Source organism: Ruegeria sp. CG3, from assembly GCF_056537205.1.
The window spans coordinates 1,241,247-1,256,737 of sequence record NZ_JBQFRC010000001.1 but is presented as its reverse complement, the minus strand read 5'-3'; the positions used below and the strand labels follow the sequence as shown (position 1 = coordinate 1,256,737).

The 15,491-nt window shown below is 62.5% G+C and carries 15 protein-coding genes; 7 read left to right on the top strand and 8 right to left on the bottom strand.

Features of this window, described 5'->3' with window-relative positions; all coding sequences use genetic code 11:
- Positions 1-52 precede the first annotated feature (52 nt).
- From ACR0NB_RS06260 to ACR0NB_RS06245, 4 genes are read left to right on the top strand one after another with little or no spacing between them, the layout of a single operon-like run.
- On the top strand, positions 53-250 hold the full coding sequence (locus ACR0NB_RS06260) for a DUF6494 family protein (protein ID WP_170339600.1): 198 nt from the start codon (positions 53-55) through the stop codon (positions 248-250).
- Positions 247-1,308: an Mrp/NBP35 family ATP-binding protein gene (locus ACR0NB_RS06255; RefSeq protein WP_170371220.1), complete on the top strand. Its 1,062-nt coding sequence runs from the start codon at positions 247-249 to the stop codon at positions 1,306-1,308. Before ACR0NB_RS06260 ends, ACR0NB_RS06255 begins: the two co-directional genes overlap by 4 nt.
- Complete coding sequence (locus ACR0NB_RS06250; protein WP_480775200.1) at positions 1,305-2,003, top strand: biotin/lipoate--protein ligase family protein; 699 nt, start codon at positions 1,305-1,307, stop codon at positions 2,001-2,003. Before ACR0NB_RS06255 ends, ACR0NB_RS06250 begins: the two co-directional genes overlap by 4 nt.
- On the top strand, positions 2,000-2,479 hold the full coding sequence (locus ACR0NB_RS06245; protein WP_170437244.1) for a DUF6505 family protein: 480 nt from the start codon (positions 2,000-2,002) through the stop codon (positions 2,477-2,479). Before ACR0NB_RS06250 ends, ACR0NB_RS06245 begins: the two co-directional genes overlap by 4 nt.
- On the opposite strand, the gene ACR0NB_RS06240 is transcribed toward ACR0NB_RS06245, so the two are convergent.
- From ACR0NB_RS06240 to acs, 8 genes are all read right to left on the bottom strand, one after another.
- Positions 2,480-2,980: a flavin reductase family protein gene (locus ACR0NB_RS06240; protein ID WP_170371219.1), complete on the bottom strand. Its 501-nt coding sequence runs from the start codon at positions 2,978-2,980 to the stop codon at positions 2,480-2,482.
- Between the two features lie 86 nt (positions 2,981-3,066).
- Entirely contained in the window at positions 3,067-4,479 is a 1,413-nt protein-coding gene (locus ACR0NB_RS06235) for a 3'-5' exonuclease (RefSeq protein WP_480775199.1), read from the bottom strand.
- A 2-nt stretch (positions 4,480-4,481) separates the two neighbouring features.
- Entirely contained in the window at positions 4,482-5,000 is a 519-nt protein-coding gene (locus ACR0NB_RS06230; protein WP_170445500.1) for a hypothetical protein, read from the bottom strand.
- 30 nt (positions 5,001-5,030) lie between these two features.
- Entirely contained in the window at positions 5,031-6,854 is a 1,824-nt protein-coding gene (locus ACR0NB_RS06225; protein ID WP_480775198.1) for a DUF294 nucleotidyltransferase-like domain-containing protein, read from the bottom strand.
- Positions 6,855-6,962: 108 nt separating this feature from the next.
- On the bottom strand, positions 6,963-8,747 hold the full coding sequence (locus ACR0NB_RS06220; protein WP_170357571.1) for a sodium:solute symporter family protein: 1,785 nt from the start codon (positions 8,745-8,747) through the stop codon (positions 6,963-6,965).
- Between the two features lie 15 nt (positions 8,748-8,762).
- On the bottom strand, positions 8,763-9,047 hold the full coding sequence (locus tag ACR0NB_RS06215) for a DUF4212 domain-containing protein (RefSeq protein ID WP_093962930.1): 285 nt from the start codon (positions 9,045-9,047) through the stop codon (positions 8,763-8,765).
- 182 nt (positions 9,048-9,229) lie between these two features.
- The gene (locus tag ACR0NB_RS06210) at positions 9,230-9,913 is read right to left on the bottom strand and encodes an adenylate kinase (protein ID WP_170339585.1); all 684 of its coding nucleotides are present in this window, start codon (positions 9,911-9,913) and stop codon (positions 9,230-9,232) included.
- Positions 9,914-9,920: 7 nt separating this feature from the next.
- On the bottom strand, positions 9,921-11,885 hold the full coding sequence (acs, locus tag ACR0NB_RS06205; protein WP_480775197.1) for an acetate--CoA ligase: 1,965 nt from the start codon (positions 11,883-11,885) through the stop codon (positions 9,921-9,923).
- 429 nt (positions 11,886-12,314) lie between these two features.
- Between acs and ACR0NB_RS06200 the strand changes: the two genes are divergently transcribed.
- The 3 genes from ACR0NB_RS06200 to ACR0NB_RS06190 are packed head-to-tail and all read left to right on the top strand — an operon-like array spanning position 12,315 to position 15,426.
- Positions 12,315-13,331 carry a C4-dicarboxylate TRAP transporter substrate-binding protein gene (locus ACR0NB_RS06200; protein ID WP_170340073.1) on the top strand — a complete coding sequence of 339 codons (1,017 nt, stop codon included), beginning with the start codon at positions 12,315-12,317 and terminating at the stop codon, positions 13,329-13,331.
- A 58-nt stretch (positions 13,332-13,389) separates the two neighbouring features.
- A complete protein-coding gene (locus tag ACR0NB_RS06195) occupies positions 13,390-14,019 on the top strand; it encodes a TRAP transporter small permease subunit (RefSeq protein ID WP_480775196.1) in 630 nt (209 codons plus the stop codon).
- A gap of 3 nt (positions 14,020-14,022) precedes the next feature.
- Complete coding sequence (locus ACR0NB_RS06190) at positions 14,023-15,426, top strand: TRAP transporter large permease (RefSeq protein WP_170437255.1); 1,404 nt, start codon at positions 14,023-14,025, stop codon at positions 15,424-15,426.
- Positions 15,427-15,491 lie beyond the last annotated feature (65 nt).

The window sequence follows — 15,491 nt, the reverse complement described above, 5'->3', positions numbered from 1 at the left end:
CGGCGACAGGGCGAATGCGTCAAATGAACGAACAAGACGGAGACACACGGCGATGAGCGGCGATTACAACATGTCGATGCGCAAATTCCTCAAACAGGTTGGCGTGACCAGCCAGCAGGCCATCGAAGATGCGCTGCGCAAGGCGGGCGATCCGGCGGGCAAAAGCTTTGAGGCCAAGATGGTCCTGACGATCAACGGGCTGGATGTCGAACACGTGGTGACAGGCCAGATCAAGGACGGCGACGCATGAGCATCCGCGACGCGGTTCTGGCGAACCTGAAAAAGATCACCGACCCGGTTTCGGGGCAGGACATCGTCAGCGCGGGCGTGGTCCGCGCGCTGAATGTCGAGGGCGACACCGTGCGCTTCGTTCTCGAGATCGACCCCAAGAACGCCGAAAAGATGGAGCCGGTGCGCGCCACCGCCGAAAAGGCGGCGCAGATGGTCGACGGGGTGGCCAAGGTCTCGGCCCTGCTGACCGCGCATTCCGACAAGGCGCCGCCGGATTTGAAGCCCAAGCCCAAGCCCTCGCAGACCGGGCCGCAGGCGGTGCCGGGGGTTGACCGGATCATCGCCGTGGCCTCGGGCAAGGGCGGGGTCGGAAAATCGACCGTTTCGGCCAACCTGGCCTGTGCACTGGCGGCCGAAGGGCGGCGCGTTGGATTGCTGGATGCTGATGTCTACGGACCTTCGCAGCCGCGCATGCTGGGCGTGTCCGGACGGCCGGCGAGCCCCGATGGCAAGACCATTCTGCCGCTGCGCAATCACGGGGTCACCATGATGTCGATGGGGTTGATGACCAACGAAGGTCAGGCGGTGGTCTGGCGTGGCCCGATGCTGATGGGCGCGCTGCAGCAGATGATGAGCCAGGTGCAATGGGGCGCGTTGGACGTATTGATCGTCGATCTGCCGCCCGGCACCGGTGACGTGCAGCTGACGCTGAGCCAGAAGTTCAAGGTGGACGGGGCGATCGTCGTCTCGACCCCGCAGGACGTGGCCCTGATCGACGCGCGCAAGGGCATCGACATGTTCCGCCAGCTGAAAACTCCGATCGTCGGCATGATCGAAAACATGTCCACGCATATCTGCTCGAACTGCGGGCACGAGGAACATGTGTTCGGCCATGGGGGCGTCGCCGCCGAAGCCGCCGAACTGGGTGTGCCGTTGCTGGGAGAAATCCCTCTGCATCTGGATATCCGAGTGGCCGCCGATGGCGGGGCGCCGATCGTGGTCAGCAAACCCGACAGCCCGCAGGCCGAGGCCTTCCGCAAGATCGCCCGCGACCTGATCGCCGCGGGCAAGGCATGACGCAGCCGGTCTTTCCCCCGTTGCTGTCCGGACACCCGGTGCAGGGTGGGGAAGACCCGTTCGACCATGCGCAGGCCATGGCGGCGCTGGGCTGCGATGCGGGCAGCGTCGTCTACAACATCCAGGCGGATCGCCTGCGCGCGGCCATCGTCTTTGCGCCCGAGGTGCCCTTGCAGGACGCCATGGCCATGCTGCCGCTGTGCGCCGTCGGGTTCCAGAACGCGCTGGGCGCGTTGGCTCCGCCCGAGGTGGCGGTTCATCTGGGCTGGGATGGTCCGATTTTCGTCAACGGGGCCCGCTGTGGCCGGTTTCGTGTGACAGCGTCGACCTCGGATCCGGAAACCGTGCCCGACTGGTTGGTTGTCGGCTGGGAGTTGGCCTTGCTGCAAACTGGGGACGAGCCCGGCAAGTCGCCCGATGTGACGGCCCTGTATGACGAAGGCTGCGCGGAAGTGTCCCCGGTGCAGCTGGTCGAAAGCTGGTCGCGTCACATGCTGACCTGGCTGAACCGCTGGTCCGAGGATGGCAACGCGCCGTTGCACGGGGAATGGATGGGCTTGCTGCAGGGCGTCGGAGAGCCCTATGGTGATCGCGGCGTGTTTCTCGGGGCCGATGAGCGGTTCGGCATGCTGTTGCGGAACGGTGCGGATACGCAGCTTGTTCCCTTGACCCGTCTGTTGGAGGACGCCCATTGAACCTGGCCCGCGCCATTCATTTCGACGAAAGCGACCTGAACGTCTTTCACTCACCCGCCCGAACGGGCGAGTGGTGCATCTCGGGCGGGTTCGAGTTTTCGAACTGGGGCGAGGCAGACCTGGCCGGCAAGGCGCGTCAAGCCTTTGCCAACGGGTGGCTGGGGCTTGAAACCTTCGGGCGCGTGACCTTCGTGGCGGTGACGCAGATCGAACCGGCCGAGATGGAGCGGCTGGCCACCAACCTGGCCGAGCATTTCGTGCGCCTTTACGGCGCGCCCTCGGTCGAGGCGGCGCTGGACGTGGCCCGGGCCGAGCTGGCCCATATGTCCGAGATGTGTGACGATCATGCCCCCAACACCCTGCTAACCGTTGCCCGCAGCCTGACCGAGTCCGGCGTTCACGAGGCGTTTCGCGTGATCACGCCGCAAGAGGCCGAGTTGGAGGCCTTTGCCGTGCACGGGTCATTGGACGAGTAATTACAAAAGGTCGGCAAAACCGCCGAACTGTCCGCGCTTGAAGATCAAGCCTTTGCCGGTGCGGTACATGACCTGTTCGACCTCTCCCACGAGAATCAGATGATCCCCGGCCTCGTGGCGGGCAGACAATGTGCAGTCAAATCGGGCCAGACACTGGCTCAGCTGCGGCCGACCCTTGTGATCCGGGGACCAGTCTGCATGCGAGAAATCGAGGCCATTGCGGGCAAAACGAAGGGCCAGATCCTGTTGATCCTCGGCCACGACATGGATCGAGTAATGTTGCGCTGCTTGAAAGGCCCCGTAACGGTTCGACTCTTTTGCCAGACACCACAGGACCAATGGTGGATCCAGCGACACTGATGCAAACGAGTTGACGGTGATGGCCGAGGGACCGTCCGGGGTGCTGGTCGTGACGACCGTCACACCAGTGCCAAAGCACCCGAGAGCCTCGCGGAAGGCCATGCTTTGATCGGGTCCGGGTTTGAATGTTCTTTCGGTCATCGCGCGCTCGTTTGGTGGCCGGGCACGGGGTGCCATGCCGCAGCAGAATTGTCCACGAAAAGCTGTATCGCGATCAATAGGCTGATTCAGTTCAGGTCTTCCAGCAGCCGACCGTGCTTGCGGGTTTCTGCGATCACGTCGCCGAATGTCTGCATACCGCGCGCAGCCAGCATCGGCAGCATGCGCACCAATGCTTCAGCCGTCGCAACCGCATCCCCCAAGGCCGTATGACGGAGCGTCTCGGGAATTTCCACGCCCAGTCTTTCGCACAAAGCGTCGAGCGTATGGGTTTCGCTGGCACCGAACAGGACGGCCGACAGCAGAACCGTGTCCAGGATGGGATGATCCCATGTCACTTCCATGCGCTTGGCATGACGGCGCAGAAACGCCATGTCGAAAGGTGCGTTATGGGCCACGATCACGGCATCACGGGCGAAGTGGTGGAACATGCGCCCGGCTTGCGCGATGTGGGGCGCGTCCTGCACCATACGGTCACTGACCTTGTGAACTTTGGTCGAGGCGGGTGGAATCGGAATGCCCGGATTGACCAGCGTGTCCAGCCGCTCGCCCTCGACGATGCGCCCCTTGACGACACGGACGGCGCCGATCTGCACGATCTCGTCCTTGTGCGGCAGCAAACCGGTGGTTTCGGTGTCGAAGACCACAAAGCACAGTTGCGATAGCGGGCGGTTTTCGAACGCCTCGTCGCCTGGGGTGTCCAGAAGATCGAAATCATAGACCAGAGGGCGTGCGGCCTCGGGCGGGATGCGGGCGACGCTGTCTTCGAAGATCAGCATATAGCCCGGCGCATCGCCCAGCGGTTTCATGCGTGCCGTGTAGGTTTGGCGCCCGTCCACGCTGGCTAGGGTGCAATAGACATCCATGCCGGTTTTCGACAGCTTCTCGTAAGCGTCCAGCAGAGGTTTGCGTTCGAGATAGTCGAACAGCGAGGCGTTCAGGCGGGGATGGGCGATCTGCGCCAGAACCTCGGCGGCCTGCGCGTCGTACAGAACGATCTGGTGGTTTGGCCCCGCCAGCAGCATCGCGACCGGGATCTCGGACAGAAGCGCGGTCAGACGTTCTTTCTCTGACGCCAGATGCGCGGTTTCGGCGGCCACGGCTTCGGCGGTGGACAGGGCGGTGGTGGCCAGTCGTTCGGCCAGGCTGGCGGCGGCGGGGGCCAGATCACCCAAATAGCGTGCCGCCTGCAGGTCGAGATCAGTATCCACCCCCGCATGTGCACGCGCACGCAACTGCGCCGACAGGCGTTCGATCGGTTTGGCCACGTTGTCGTCGAACAGCAACCAGACACCGACAACCAGCCCAAGCAAGCCAAACGAGATCAGCAGGCCGCTGAACACGAAGGCGCTGGTCATGTCCGCGGGGTCGGCTCGGCGCAGGCCAAGCCAAAGCGCGATCAGGGTGATGGCGATGCCACCCGCGGCAAGCAAGCAGAAGAACAGAAAAATTCTCAGGCGCAGGCTCAGGCGGGTCAGCATGGTCAGACCTCACAAGTGGCTGAGACCACCGGATCGTCCGAGCCAACCGGCACCCAATCGGCACCGACCAGACGCCCGTCATCCGAGAACTCGGCCCCATCCGCCAGACTTGCACGGCTGTGCTCGGCGCAATTCACCGCGATCGGCATCTTGGACACCGGCGCCCAGCGGCCAAAGAAGTACATGTCGATCAGGCGCTGATCCGGCACCTGCGCATTGGTCCGCAATGAAGCCGTATCGACGGCCGCGAACCGGTCGACATAGGGCACCGCATAGGTCCAGGGGCGATAGAGCGCGCGGCTTTCGACCTCTTGCACGACGGTCAGGCCGTCGGGCAGGGCGTCCCGGGTGCGGTCGTACCAGGAATACTCGCTGATGATCGTGACCGCGATCATGCCCAAACCGGCCGCAACCGGAGCCGACCATTTAGGCAGACGGCCGCCGGTCAGCCGGTTCAGCCCCATCACGAGGCCCGCGATGGCAAAGCCCGCAAAGATCGTGCCGATCAGCTCAAGAAACATCTTCCTCCTCCGTTCTTCCTGCCAGGGTCTTTACCCCAGAATCCCCTTGCCGTGCCCGACCGCGGATTGCATCGTTTTTACCACGACAAACGCGTCCCGAAGATGACTTCGCTCAAAGTCCGACAATTCCGACGGCGCAAGATAGTTGTCGGGCTTGTCGCCATTCCTGATCTGTTTGACCTGATGGTTCAACCGGGTTTCCGCGATCAGGTCATAGGCATCCAGCAGGTCCCGCGCGCCCGACGGACTGAGCACCCCGGCGGCCTCGGCGGCCTTGAGGCGCGCGCGGGTGTTCACCTCGGTCAATTCACCCTGCAGGCTGTAGACGCGGCCCAGATCGACCACCGGGACCACGCCGTTGTGCTTGAGGTCCAGCGTGTTGCGATGCTCGCCCGAGCGGATCGTGGCGATCCCACGCAGCAGGCCCAGCGGCGGTGTGTGCTTCAGCGAATTCGAGATCATGTGCGCCACGAAGATCGAATTCGCCCGCGCCGCGCGCAGGGTTTCGGCCTGCAGGTCGGCAAACAGCTCGTACCGGCCACCGATGGGGCGCAGGTCAAACATGACCGAGGCCAGCATCTGCGCCTCGGGGTTGGGCTTGGCGATCCAGCCGTTGAAATAGTCGCGCCAGACCCGGACCGGCTGCCGCCAGCGCGGATTGGTCGCCATCATGTCGCCGGGGCAATAGAAATACCCGCAGGTATCCAGCCCGTCGGACACGAATTTGGCCAGCGCCTCGAAATAGGGCAGGTCGGCATCGGTGACGCTGTCGTCCAGCATCAGGCAATTGTCCTGATCGGACACGCCCGTCTGCTCCTGCCGCCCCTGCGAGCCGCAGGCCAGCCAAAGATAGGGGACGGGCGCCGGGCCGAGTTTCTGCTCGGCCAGCGCCAGCAGCCGGCGCGTCGCGGCGTCAGCGATGTCGGTGATCAGGCGGGTGACGATTTCGTGCCGGTTGCCCGCCGCCACCAGTTGCACCAGCAGGTTCGGGATCTCGGCCGTGACCGCGGCCATCTCGGTCGCCGACCCGGCCTGCGCGATGCGGCTGACCAGTTCGGCCGAGCTGACCGCCTGGAACCGTGTCAGGTCGGTCTGGGTGACGATTCCGACCAAGCGCCCGCCCTCGGTGATGGGGATATGGCCGATACCGCGTTCCAGCATCGCGTGCAGCACGTCCGAGCCGATGTCGCCGGGCGACAGGGTCAGCGGGTCCGGGGTCATGATCTGTGACACCGGGGTCGTCGGGGGCAGGGCGCCCGCCACGACCTTGCCCGACAGGTCCCGAACCGTGGCAATGCCGCGCAACGCGCCGCGCTCGGTGATGCAGACCGACGAAATGCCCCGGTCGCGCATCAGGCGCGCGGCTTCCTGAACGGTCGTGTCCGGGGTGCAGGTGGCCGGCTTGCGCGCCATCAGGGTCTCGACACGAGTGGTGGCCAGCGATTGTTGTTCAGGCCGTGCAGGGCGGGCCCGGTTGAAGAATTTGGCGACGACGACGTGACGCTTGAGCAGGTCGGAAAACAGGTCGGTGGGGATAATCAGCAGAACCGAGGGCGCGTCAGCTGTTGCCGTGGTCACCGCGCGCCCGTCGCGCATCAGACCACGCTCGCCAAACGAGTTGCGCAGGCCCAGATGGGATACGACCGCGCCGTTTTCGTCGGTGATCTCGACCTGGCCTTCGTAGATGATGAACAGGCCGGGCAACTGCGCGCCACGGCGATAGAGGACGGTGCCCATTGCGATTTCGCGCGCTTCGATCCGGGCGGCGATGTCGGCCAGTTCCTCGACCGGCAGCGCGTCATAGGGGTGTACGGATTTCAGAAACCGGGTGATCTGATCAGGTGAAAGCGCCATGGGGTCGCCTGTCCGCTTGAATGAAAAGCCCCGCCCGGGGTTTAGCCGGGCGGGAAAAGTTGGTCGAGGGAAACGGCCCGTGATGGATCATCGCGGACCGCATCCGGCTCAGTGGTCCTGAGCCGCGCCCGCACCACGGGGAATGCGCACGCTTTCGACCAGATCCTTGATCTCCTGCGGGGTTTCCTTGGTCATGCCGGCCACCACATAGGCGACGCCGAAGTTGACCATGGCGCCGATCGCACCGAACGAGGTCGATTTGATCGGACCCAGCAGCGGGTCTGCATCGGTGAACGAGTTGGTGCCCGGAATGAACAGCCAGCCCTTGTGCAGGAAGATGTAGACCAGGGTGACGGTCAGACCAGCCAGCATGCCCGCGACCGCGCCGGTGTTGTTGATGCGGGTCGAGAAGATCCCCATCATCAGCGCCGGGAAGATCGAGGCTGCCGCCAGACCGAAGGCCAATGCCACGGTTTGCGCCGCAAAGCCCGGAGGGTTGAGGCCCAGATAGGTGGCAACCACGATGGCCACGGCCATTGCGATCCGTGCCGCCAGAAGCTCGCCCTTTTCCGAGATGCTCGGGTTGATCGAGCCCTTGATCAGGTCGTGCGACACTGCCGACGAGATCGCCAGCAGCAGGCCCGCAGCCGTCGACAGCGCAGCCGCAAGACCGCCGGCCGCGACCAGACCGATCACCCAACCCGGCAGGTTGGCGATTTCGGGGTTGGCCAGAACCAGGATGTCGCGGTTGAACTTGGTCAACTCGTTGCCGACCCAGCCCTTTTCTTCGGCAAGCGCCTGCATGTCGGCATTCTTGTCGTTGTAGTACTGGATCTTGCCGTCGCCGTTCTTGTCTTCCCAGTCCAGCAGGCCGGTTTTCTGCCAGGTGGCCATCCAGTCATACCGGGCATCGTTGTCGATCTGCTCAAGCGAAACAGCGCCGCCTTCGATGCCGCCGTTCGGCCACATCATGTCGGTGATATTCAGACGGGCCATGGCACCAACCGCAGGGGCGGTCAGGTACAGCAGCGCGATGAACACCAGCGCCCAACCGGCCGACCAGCGGGCGTCCGACACTTTGGGAACGGTGAAGAAGCGCATGATGACGTGCGGTAGGCCGGCGGTGCCGATCATCAGCGACAGGGTGAACAGAACCATGTTCAGCGTGTTCGAATGATGAGCGGTGTATTCCGCAAAGCCCAGCTCGGCCACGATGGCGTCCAGCTTGGTCAGCAGCGGCTCACCGCCGGCGGTGTCGCCGAACAGGCCCAGGGCCGGGATCGGGTTGCCGGTCAGCTGCAGCGAGATGAAGATCGCCGGGATGGTATAGGCGGTGATCAGCACGCAGTACTGAGCGACCTGGGTATAGGTCACACCCTTCATGCCGCCGAACACCGCATAGGCGAACACGACGCCCGCGCCGATCAGCAGACCGGTGGTGTTCGACACTTCCAGAAAGCGGCCAAAGGCCACGCCCACGCCGGTCATCTGGCCGATCACATAAGTGACCGAGGCCACGATCAGACAGATCACCGCCACGACGCGCGCGGTTTGGCTGTAGAAGCGATCGCCGATGAATTCGGACACGGTGAACTTGCCGAACTTGCGCAGATAGGGCGCAAGCAGAAGCGCCAGCAGCACGTAGCCGCCGGTCCAGCCCATCAGGAACGAGCTGTTGTCATAGCCGGTAAAGGCAATAAGGCCCGCCATCGAGATGAACGAGGCCGCCGACATCCAGTCAGCCGCTGTCGCCATACCGTTGGTGACCGGGTGAATGCCGCGACCGGCGGCGTAGAATTCCGACGTGGACCCCGCGCGGGCCCAGATCGCGATGCCGATGTAGAGCGCAAAGGACGCGCCCACAAACAGCAGGTTGATGGTAAACTGATCCATTGTCCCCTGGCTCCCTTATTCTTCTTCGACGCCGTATTCGGCATCCAGTTTGTTCATGCGCCAGGCGTAGAAGAAGATCAGCGCCAGAAAGACCAGGATTGATCCCTGTTGCGCGAACCAGAAGCCCAGGTCGGTACCGCCGACGGCGATGCCCGACAGCAACGGGCGCAGCAGAATGCCGAACCCGAAAGACACCAGCGCCCAGATGATGAGGCTGATGTAGATGAGACGCAGGTTTGCCTGCCAATAGCCCTTGTCGGACTCGGCAGTCTGCGCGGAGTTTGTTGAATTATCCGCCATTGCGGTTTCCTCCTTGGTTCCTCCAGGGCGGCCCGGTGCATTTGTCCTCCGGCGAAGGGCCGCCATTCGATTGCGCCAAGCGCCGCGATGGCGCCAGGCAAAGCTTCTCCGGTCCGCCAGAGCGGTTCCGTTGAAGAAACTCGTGTCGGGGTCAGTGCCCGCTTTGGGGAGTCCTCTTCCCCTTACCGCATCGCGTCGCCCACGATGCTTTCCAGGCCACGGGCGATCTGATCGATCTGCCCCATGGCATCAAGTTTTCTGAGTACGCCGCGATCCTTGTAGTAGTCGATCAAAGGCGCGGTTTGTTCGTGATAGGCCTCCAGCCGGGACGCCACGGTTTCGGCATTGTCATCGGCGCGGCGGCTGAATTCCGTGCTGCCGCACTTGTCACAAACACCGTCCACCTTCGGCTGCTTGTACTGATCGTGGTAGCCTTCACCGCACATTGCGCAGGTGTAGCGTCCGGCGATCCGGGTGACCATCTCGGCGTCCTCGACCTCGAGGCTGATGGCCGCATTCACCTTCTGCCCGTTTTCGGCCAGCAGCTTGTCCAACGCTTCGGCCTGAACCGTGGTACGGGGAAACCCGTCCAGGATGACACCGCGCGCGCAATCGGGCTCGGCAATGCGATCGCGCAGGATTGCGATGACGATGTCGTCGCTGACCAGGTCGCCGGCTTCCATCACTGCTTTCGCGGCCTTTCCGGCCTCGGTTCCGGCAGCAACCGCGGCGCGCAGCAGGTCGCCCGTGCTGAGTTGCACAAGGCCGAATTTCTGTTCCAGCATTCGCGCCTGTGTGCCCTTCCCGGCGCCCGGAGGGCCGAGAAGGATCAGGACAGCGGGCTTTGTGATTGTTTCAGCCTGCATCACGCCCTCACTTGTTGGCCCGGTTGGCGATCAGATCTTCGACGACGGACGGGTCGGCCAGGGTCGAGGTATCGCCCAGCGAGCCGAAGTCGTTCTCGGCGATCTTGCGCAGAATGCGGCGCATGATCTTGCCCGAACGGGTCTTGGGCAGGCCCGGAGCCCACTGGATCACGTCGGGGCTGGCGATCGGTCCGATTTCTGTCCGGACCCATGTGCGCAGCTCTTTCAGCAATTCATCCGAGGGCTCTCGGTCATTCATCAGGGTGACGTAGCAATAGATGCCTTGGCCCTTGATTTCATGGGGATAACCAACGACGGCCGCTTCGGCGACGGCGGCGTGAGCCACCAGCGCGCTTTCGACTTCGGCGGTGCCCATGCGGTGGCCCGAGACGTTGATGACGTCATCGACGCGGCCGGTGATCCAGTAATCGCCATCTTCGTCGCGGCGGCAGCCGTCACCGGTGAAGTAATACCCCTTGTAGTCTGAGAAATAGGTCTTCTCGAACCGCTCATGGTCGCCCCATACGGTGCGCATCTGGCCCGGCCAGCTGTCCTTGATGCACAGCACGCCTTCGACCCCGTTGCCGGTGATCTCGACGCCCGACTGCGGATCCAGCACGACGGGTTGAACGCCAAAGAAGGGTTTCATCGCCGAACCGGGCTTGGTCGCATGCGCGCCGGGCAGGGGGGTCATCATGTGGCCGCCGGTCTCGGTCTGCCACCAGGTGTCGACGATCGGGCATTTCCCCTTGCCGACCACCTCATTGTACCAGTTCCAGGCCTCGGGGTTGATGGGTTCGCCCACCGTGCCGAGCGTTTTCAGGGAACTCAGGTCGCATTTTTCTACGAACTCGTTGCCCTGACCCATGAGCGCGCGGATCGCGGTGGGGGCGGTGTAGAACTGGTTGACCTTGTGCTTCTCGCAAACCTGCCAGAACCGCGAGGCGTCGGGATAGGTCGGCACGCCTTCGAACATCAGTGTGGTCGCGCCATTGGCCAGCGGGCCATAGACGATATAGCTGTGGCCGGTGACCCAGCCCACGTCCGCCGTACACCAGTAGATGTCGCCGTCATGATAGTCGAAGGTGATTTCGTGGGTCATCGCGGCATAAACCAGGTAGCCGCCGGTGGTGTGCACCACGCCTTTCGGCTGTCCGGTCGAGCCCGAGGTGTAAAGGATGAACAGCGGATCTTCGGCGTTCATCTCGGCCGGCGCACAATAATCGTCGGCCTCCAGCGCCATTTCGTTGTAGTCGAAGTCGCGCCCGTCGATCCAGGTCGTCTGGCCACCGGTGCGCTTGACCACCAGACACTTTACCGTGTCCTTGCAGTGCAGCAGGGCGGCGTCGGCGTTCGATTTCAGCGGAGTCTTGCGGCCGCCGCGCGGGGCCTCGTCGGCGGTGATGATGACCTTGGCGTCACAACCGTTGACCCGAGCGGCCAGCGCGTCGGGCGAGAAGCCGGCAAACACGATCGAGTGGATCGCGCCAATGCGGGCGCAGGCGAGCATGGCATAGGCGGCCTCGGGGATCATCGGCAGATAGATGACGACCCGGTCGCCTTTGCGCACGCCCATCGATTCCAGAATGTTCGCCATGCGGCAGGTGCGACGGTGCAGCTCGGCATAGGTGATGTGCTGGGCTTCGTCGTTCGGATCATCCGGTTCCCAGATGATCGCGGTCTGATCGCCGCGGGTCTTCAGGTGACGGTCCAGGCAGTTGGCCGAGACGTTCAGCGTGCCGTCGGCATACCAGTTGATCTTGACCGAGCCGAAATCGTAGTTGACGTCCTTGACCTGGGCGTAGGGCTTGATCCAGTCGATCCGCTTGCCATGCTCACCCCAGAATTTCACGGGGTCGTTGACAGATGCCTCGTACATCTGGGTGTATTTTTCGGCATCGACATGAGCGCGAGCGACGGTTTCTGCGGATGGCGGAAATACCTTGGCTTCTGCCTGGGCAGCGGTGGTCATTCTGAGGCTCCTCCCTCTGACTGGACTTCAGGTGGACCGAGTTTGCCCAATTGATTGGCATTGTCGATCCGTTTCCTCCCCGGTCGGGATAATACGCCTTCGAGAAAAGAAAGAAATAAATTGCCGTAATCCTTGGATTTGTTTGTAAACAAGTTTCCGTTTCTCGAGCCATTTTGTAAATTCGACCGAGTTGAGTTTGCGATAACATGATAAAAAACAATTATTTACAGATTATGGATTTGTTAACGGCCCAGTGTGACACCTTTTCTCCTGTGGGTCGAACGTGTCGGCGGGGCTTTCTGGGCCGTGCAGAAATCAACGCTTTCACGGGTGCACCATTCGGGCGGCGGGGCTTGGCACGTGTCGATGTTGGCGCTAGCTTTACTCTCAAGCGCCCCGGGAGGGGGTGCACCAATGGGAGAGATCATTATGAACAAGATGTTGAGCGGAGCGGCCATCGCCGCCCTTGGCGTTGCTTTTGTCACCGAGGCGGCTGCGACCGAGTGGAATGCCTCGGTCTGGGGCAAGCGCCGCGCCTTCACCGAACATGTTGAGAAACTGGCCGAACTGGTCAGCGAGAAAACCGATGGCGCGTTCACCATCAACGTCAGCTATGGCGGCCTTTCCAAGCCCAAGGAAAACCTGGACGGCATCGAAATCGGCGCCTTCGAGATGGCCCAGTTCTGCGCTGGTTACCATCGCGACAAGAACCGCGCGATCACCGTCCTGGAACTGCCGTTCCTGGGTGTGAACACACTGGATGAGGAAGTGGCCGTCAGCCACGCGGTCTACGATCACCCTGCGGTCAAGGAAGAGATGGCTCAGTGGAACGCTCGGATCCTCATGACCTCGCCGATGCCGCAGTACAATCTGGTCGGGACAGGCGAGCCGCGTGACGAACTGGCAGAGTTTGAAGGTATGCGCGTTCGTGCGACCGGGGGCCTTGGTCAGGCGTTCGAGGCCGTTGGTGCCGTTCCGACATCGGTTCCGGCGACCGAAGCCTACAATGCGATGCAGTCCGGTGTTGTGGACACCGTCGCATTTGCTCAGCACGCACACCTGTCGTTCGGCACCATCAATGAGGCCGACTGGTGGACCGCGAACCTGAACCCCGGCACGGTGAACTGCCCGGTGGTCGTGAACATCGACGCCTATGAAGCACTGCCGCCCGAGCACCGTGAGGCGCTGGACAGCTCGATCGACGAGGCGATTGACCACTACCTGACCAACTACGGTGAGCTGCTGAAAAAGTGGGATGGCGTGCTCGAAGAAAAGGGCGTTCAGAAAGTCATGATCGATGACTCGGTTCTGGACGAGTTCCGTGCCAAGGCGGCCGACCCGATCCGCGACCAGTGGATTGCCGACATGTCCGCCCAAGGCCTGCCGGCGCAGGATCTTTACGACCTGGTGCAGGCAACGCTGAAGCAGCAGCGCGGCGGCAACTGATAAAAAACAGCCGGGGGCTGAAACGCCCCCGGGATCATCTGGAACAGGGGACAACCGGATGGCAGGACACGCCACGGTATTGGAGGACGGCAGCCTCCTGAGCCGTCTCGACCGGCAATTGCTGCAACTTGAACGATTTCTGGCCCTTCTCAGCGGCATCGCCGTTTTCGGTTTGATGGTGTTGGCTGTTGTGTCCGTCAGCGGACGCAACGCGATCAACGCGCCATTGCCGGGCTATGTCGACTGGATCGAGCAGGCCATGCCTCTGATCGCGTTTCTTGGCATTTCCTATGTGCAGCGAGACGGCGGGCACATCCGCATGGACATCGTGATCGCACGGCTGCACGGGCGCGCAATGTGGTTGTTCGAGCTGATTTCGGTCGTACTGATCCTGGTCCTGATGTTGGCTTTGGTCTGGGGCAGCTGGTCCCATTTCGATCGATCGTTTGATTTCGGCGCACCGATGTGGAGCCGTGACAGCTCGATCGACATTGGTATTCCGATCTGGCCCGCCAAGCTGTTGGCGCCAGTTGCCTTCTCCGTTTTGTGTCTGCGGTTGTGTCTCCAGGTCTGGGGGTATGGTCGGGCGTTCCTGTTGGGGCTGGAAACTCCGGTTGCGGTGCCGCTGATCCAGGACGCCGCCGCGCAGGCCGCGGCCGAAGCCGAGCAGTTTGAGAGGCAGGACTGACAAATGGACACGATTGAAATCGGCCTGTGGGTCACGGGCGGCCTGCTGGTTCTTGTCGTCGGGGGCATGCGCGTTGCGTTTGCCGCAGGCCTTGCAGGGCTGGTAGGGCTGGTCTGGATATTCTGGGCCAAATTCGGATACGACCCGGATCGGTTTGGTAAGGCTTTGACCGTTGCCGTCAAGACGGCGGGGCAGGTGCCGCATTCCAAAGTGGCCTCGCACACGCTCAGCCTGATCCCAACTTTCATCCTGATCGGATACCTGGCCTATTACGCGGGATTGACCCGGGCGTTGTTCGAAGCGGCCAAGCGCTGGGTCGCCTGGGTGCCGGGTGGTTTGGCGGTGTCCACGGTTTTCGCGACGGCCGGCTTTGCAGCCGTGTCAGGCGCGTCAGTGGCTACGTCGGCCGTCTTTGCCCGCATTGCCATCCCCGAGATGCTGGACGTCGGCTACAACAAAAGGTTTGCCGCAGGCGTCGTGGCCGCAGGCGGTACTTTGGCGTCGCTGATCCCACCTTCCGCGATCCTCGTGATCTACGCGATCATCGTCGAGCAGGACGTGGGCAAACTGCTGCTCGCCGGGTTCATCCCAGGTGCGTTTTCGGCGGTGATCTACGGACTGCTGATCATCGGTATCGCGGTTTTCTTCAAAAACGTGGGTCCGCCGGTACGGGGCTTTACCTGGAAACAGCGCTTTGCCGCGTTGCCCGGTGCGCTGCCGATCTTCGCGGTAATCCTGATCATCATCTGTTTTGTCTACAACCCATTTGGTGACAAGGCGTGGGGAACGCCGACCGAGGGCGGCGCAATCGGTGCATTCATCGTGTTCTGCTTTGCGCTGTTTCACGGCATGCGCTGGACCGAGCTGAAGTCGGCGTTGTTGGAAACCGCCAAGCTGACGGCGATGATCTTCTCGATCATCTGGGGTGTCTTGATCTACGTGCGCTTTCTGGGTTTCGCCGACCTGCCCGGAGCGTTCTCGGATTGGATTACTTCCCTCCATATGTCACCCATGCTGATCCTGATCTGTATCCTGTTGGCCTATGCAGTGCTTGGCATGTTCATGGATGCAATCGGGATGCTGCTGCTGACTCTGCCGGTGGTCTATCCTGCCGTCATGGCCCTGAACGGGGGCGAGGCGGTAAGCGCGGCCGACAGCACATTCGGCATGTCGGGCCCCATGTGCGCGATCTGGTTTGGTATTCTGGTGGTCAAGATGGCCGAGTTCTGTCTGATCACGCCGCCAATCGGCCTGAACTGCTTCGTGGTCGCCGGCGTGCGCCCGGACCTGAGCGTTCAGGACGTGTTCAAGGGCGTGGCTCCGTTCTTCGTCGCTGATGCGGTGACGATTGCGCTGCTGGTCGCGTTTCCGGCGATCGTTCTGTATCTGCCATCGCTTGCCGGCTGAGGTTTTGGGCAATCCAGGCACGGGCTGTGATGCATGGCTCTGCCGCGCGCATACAAAATTCGGGC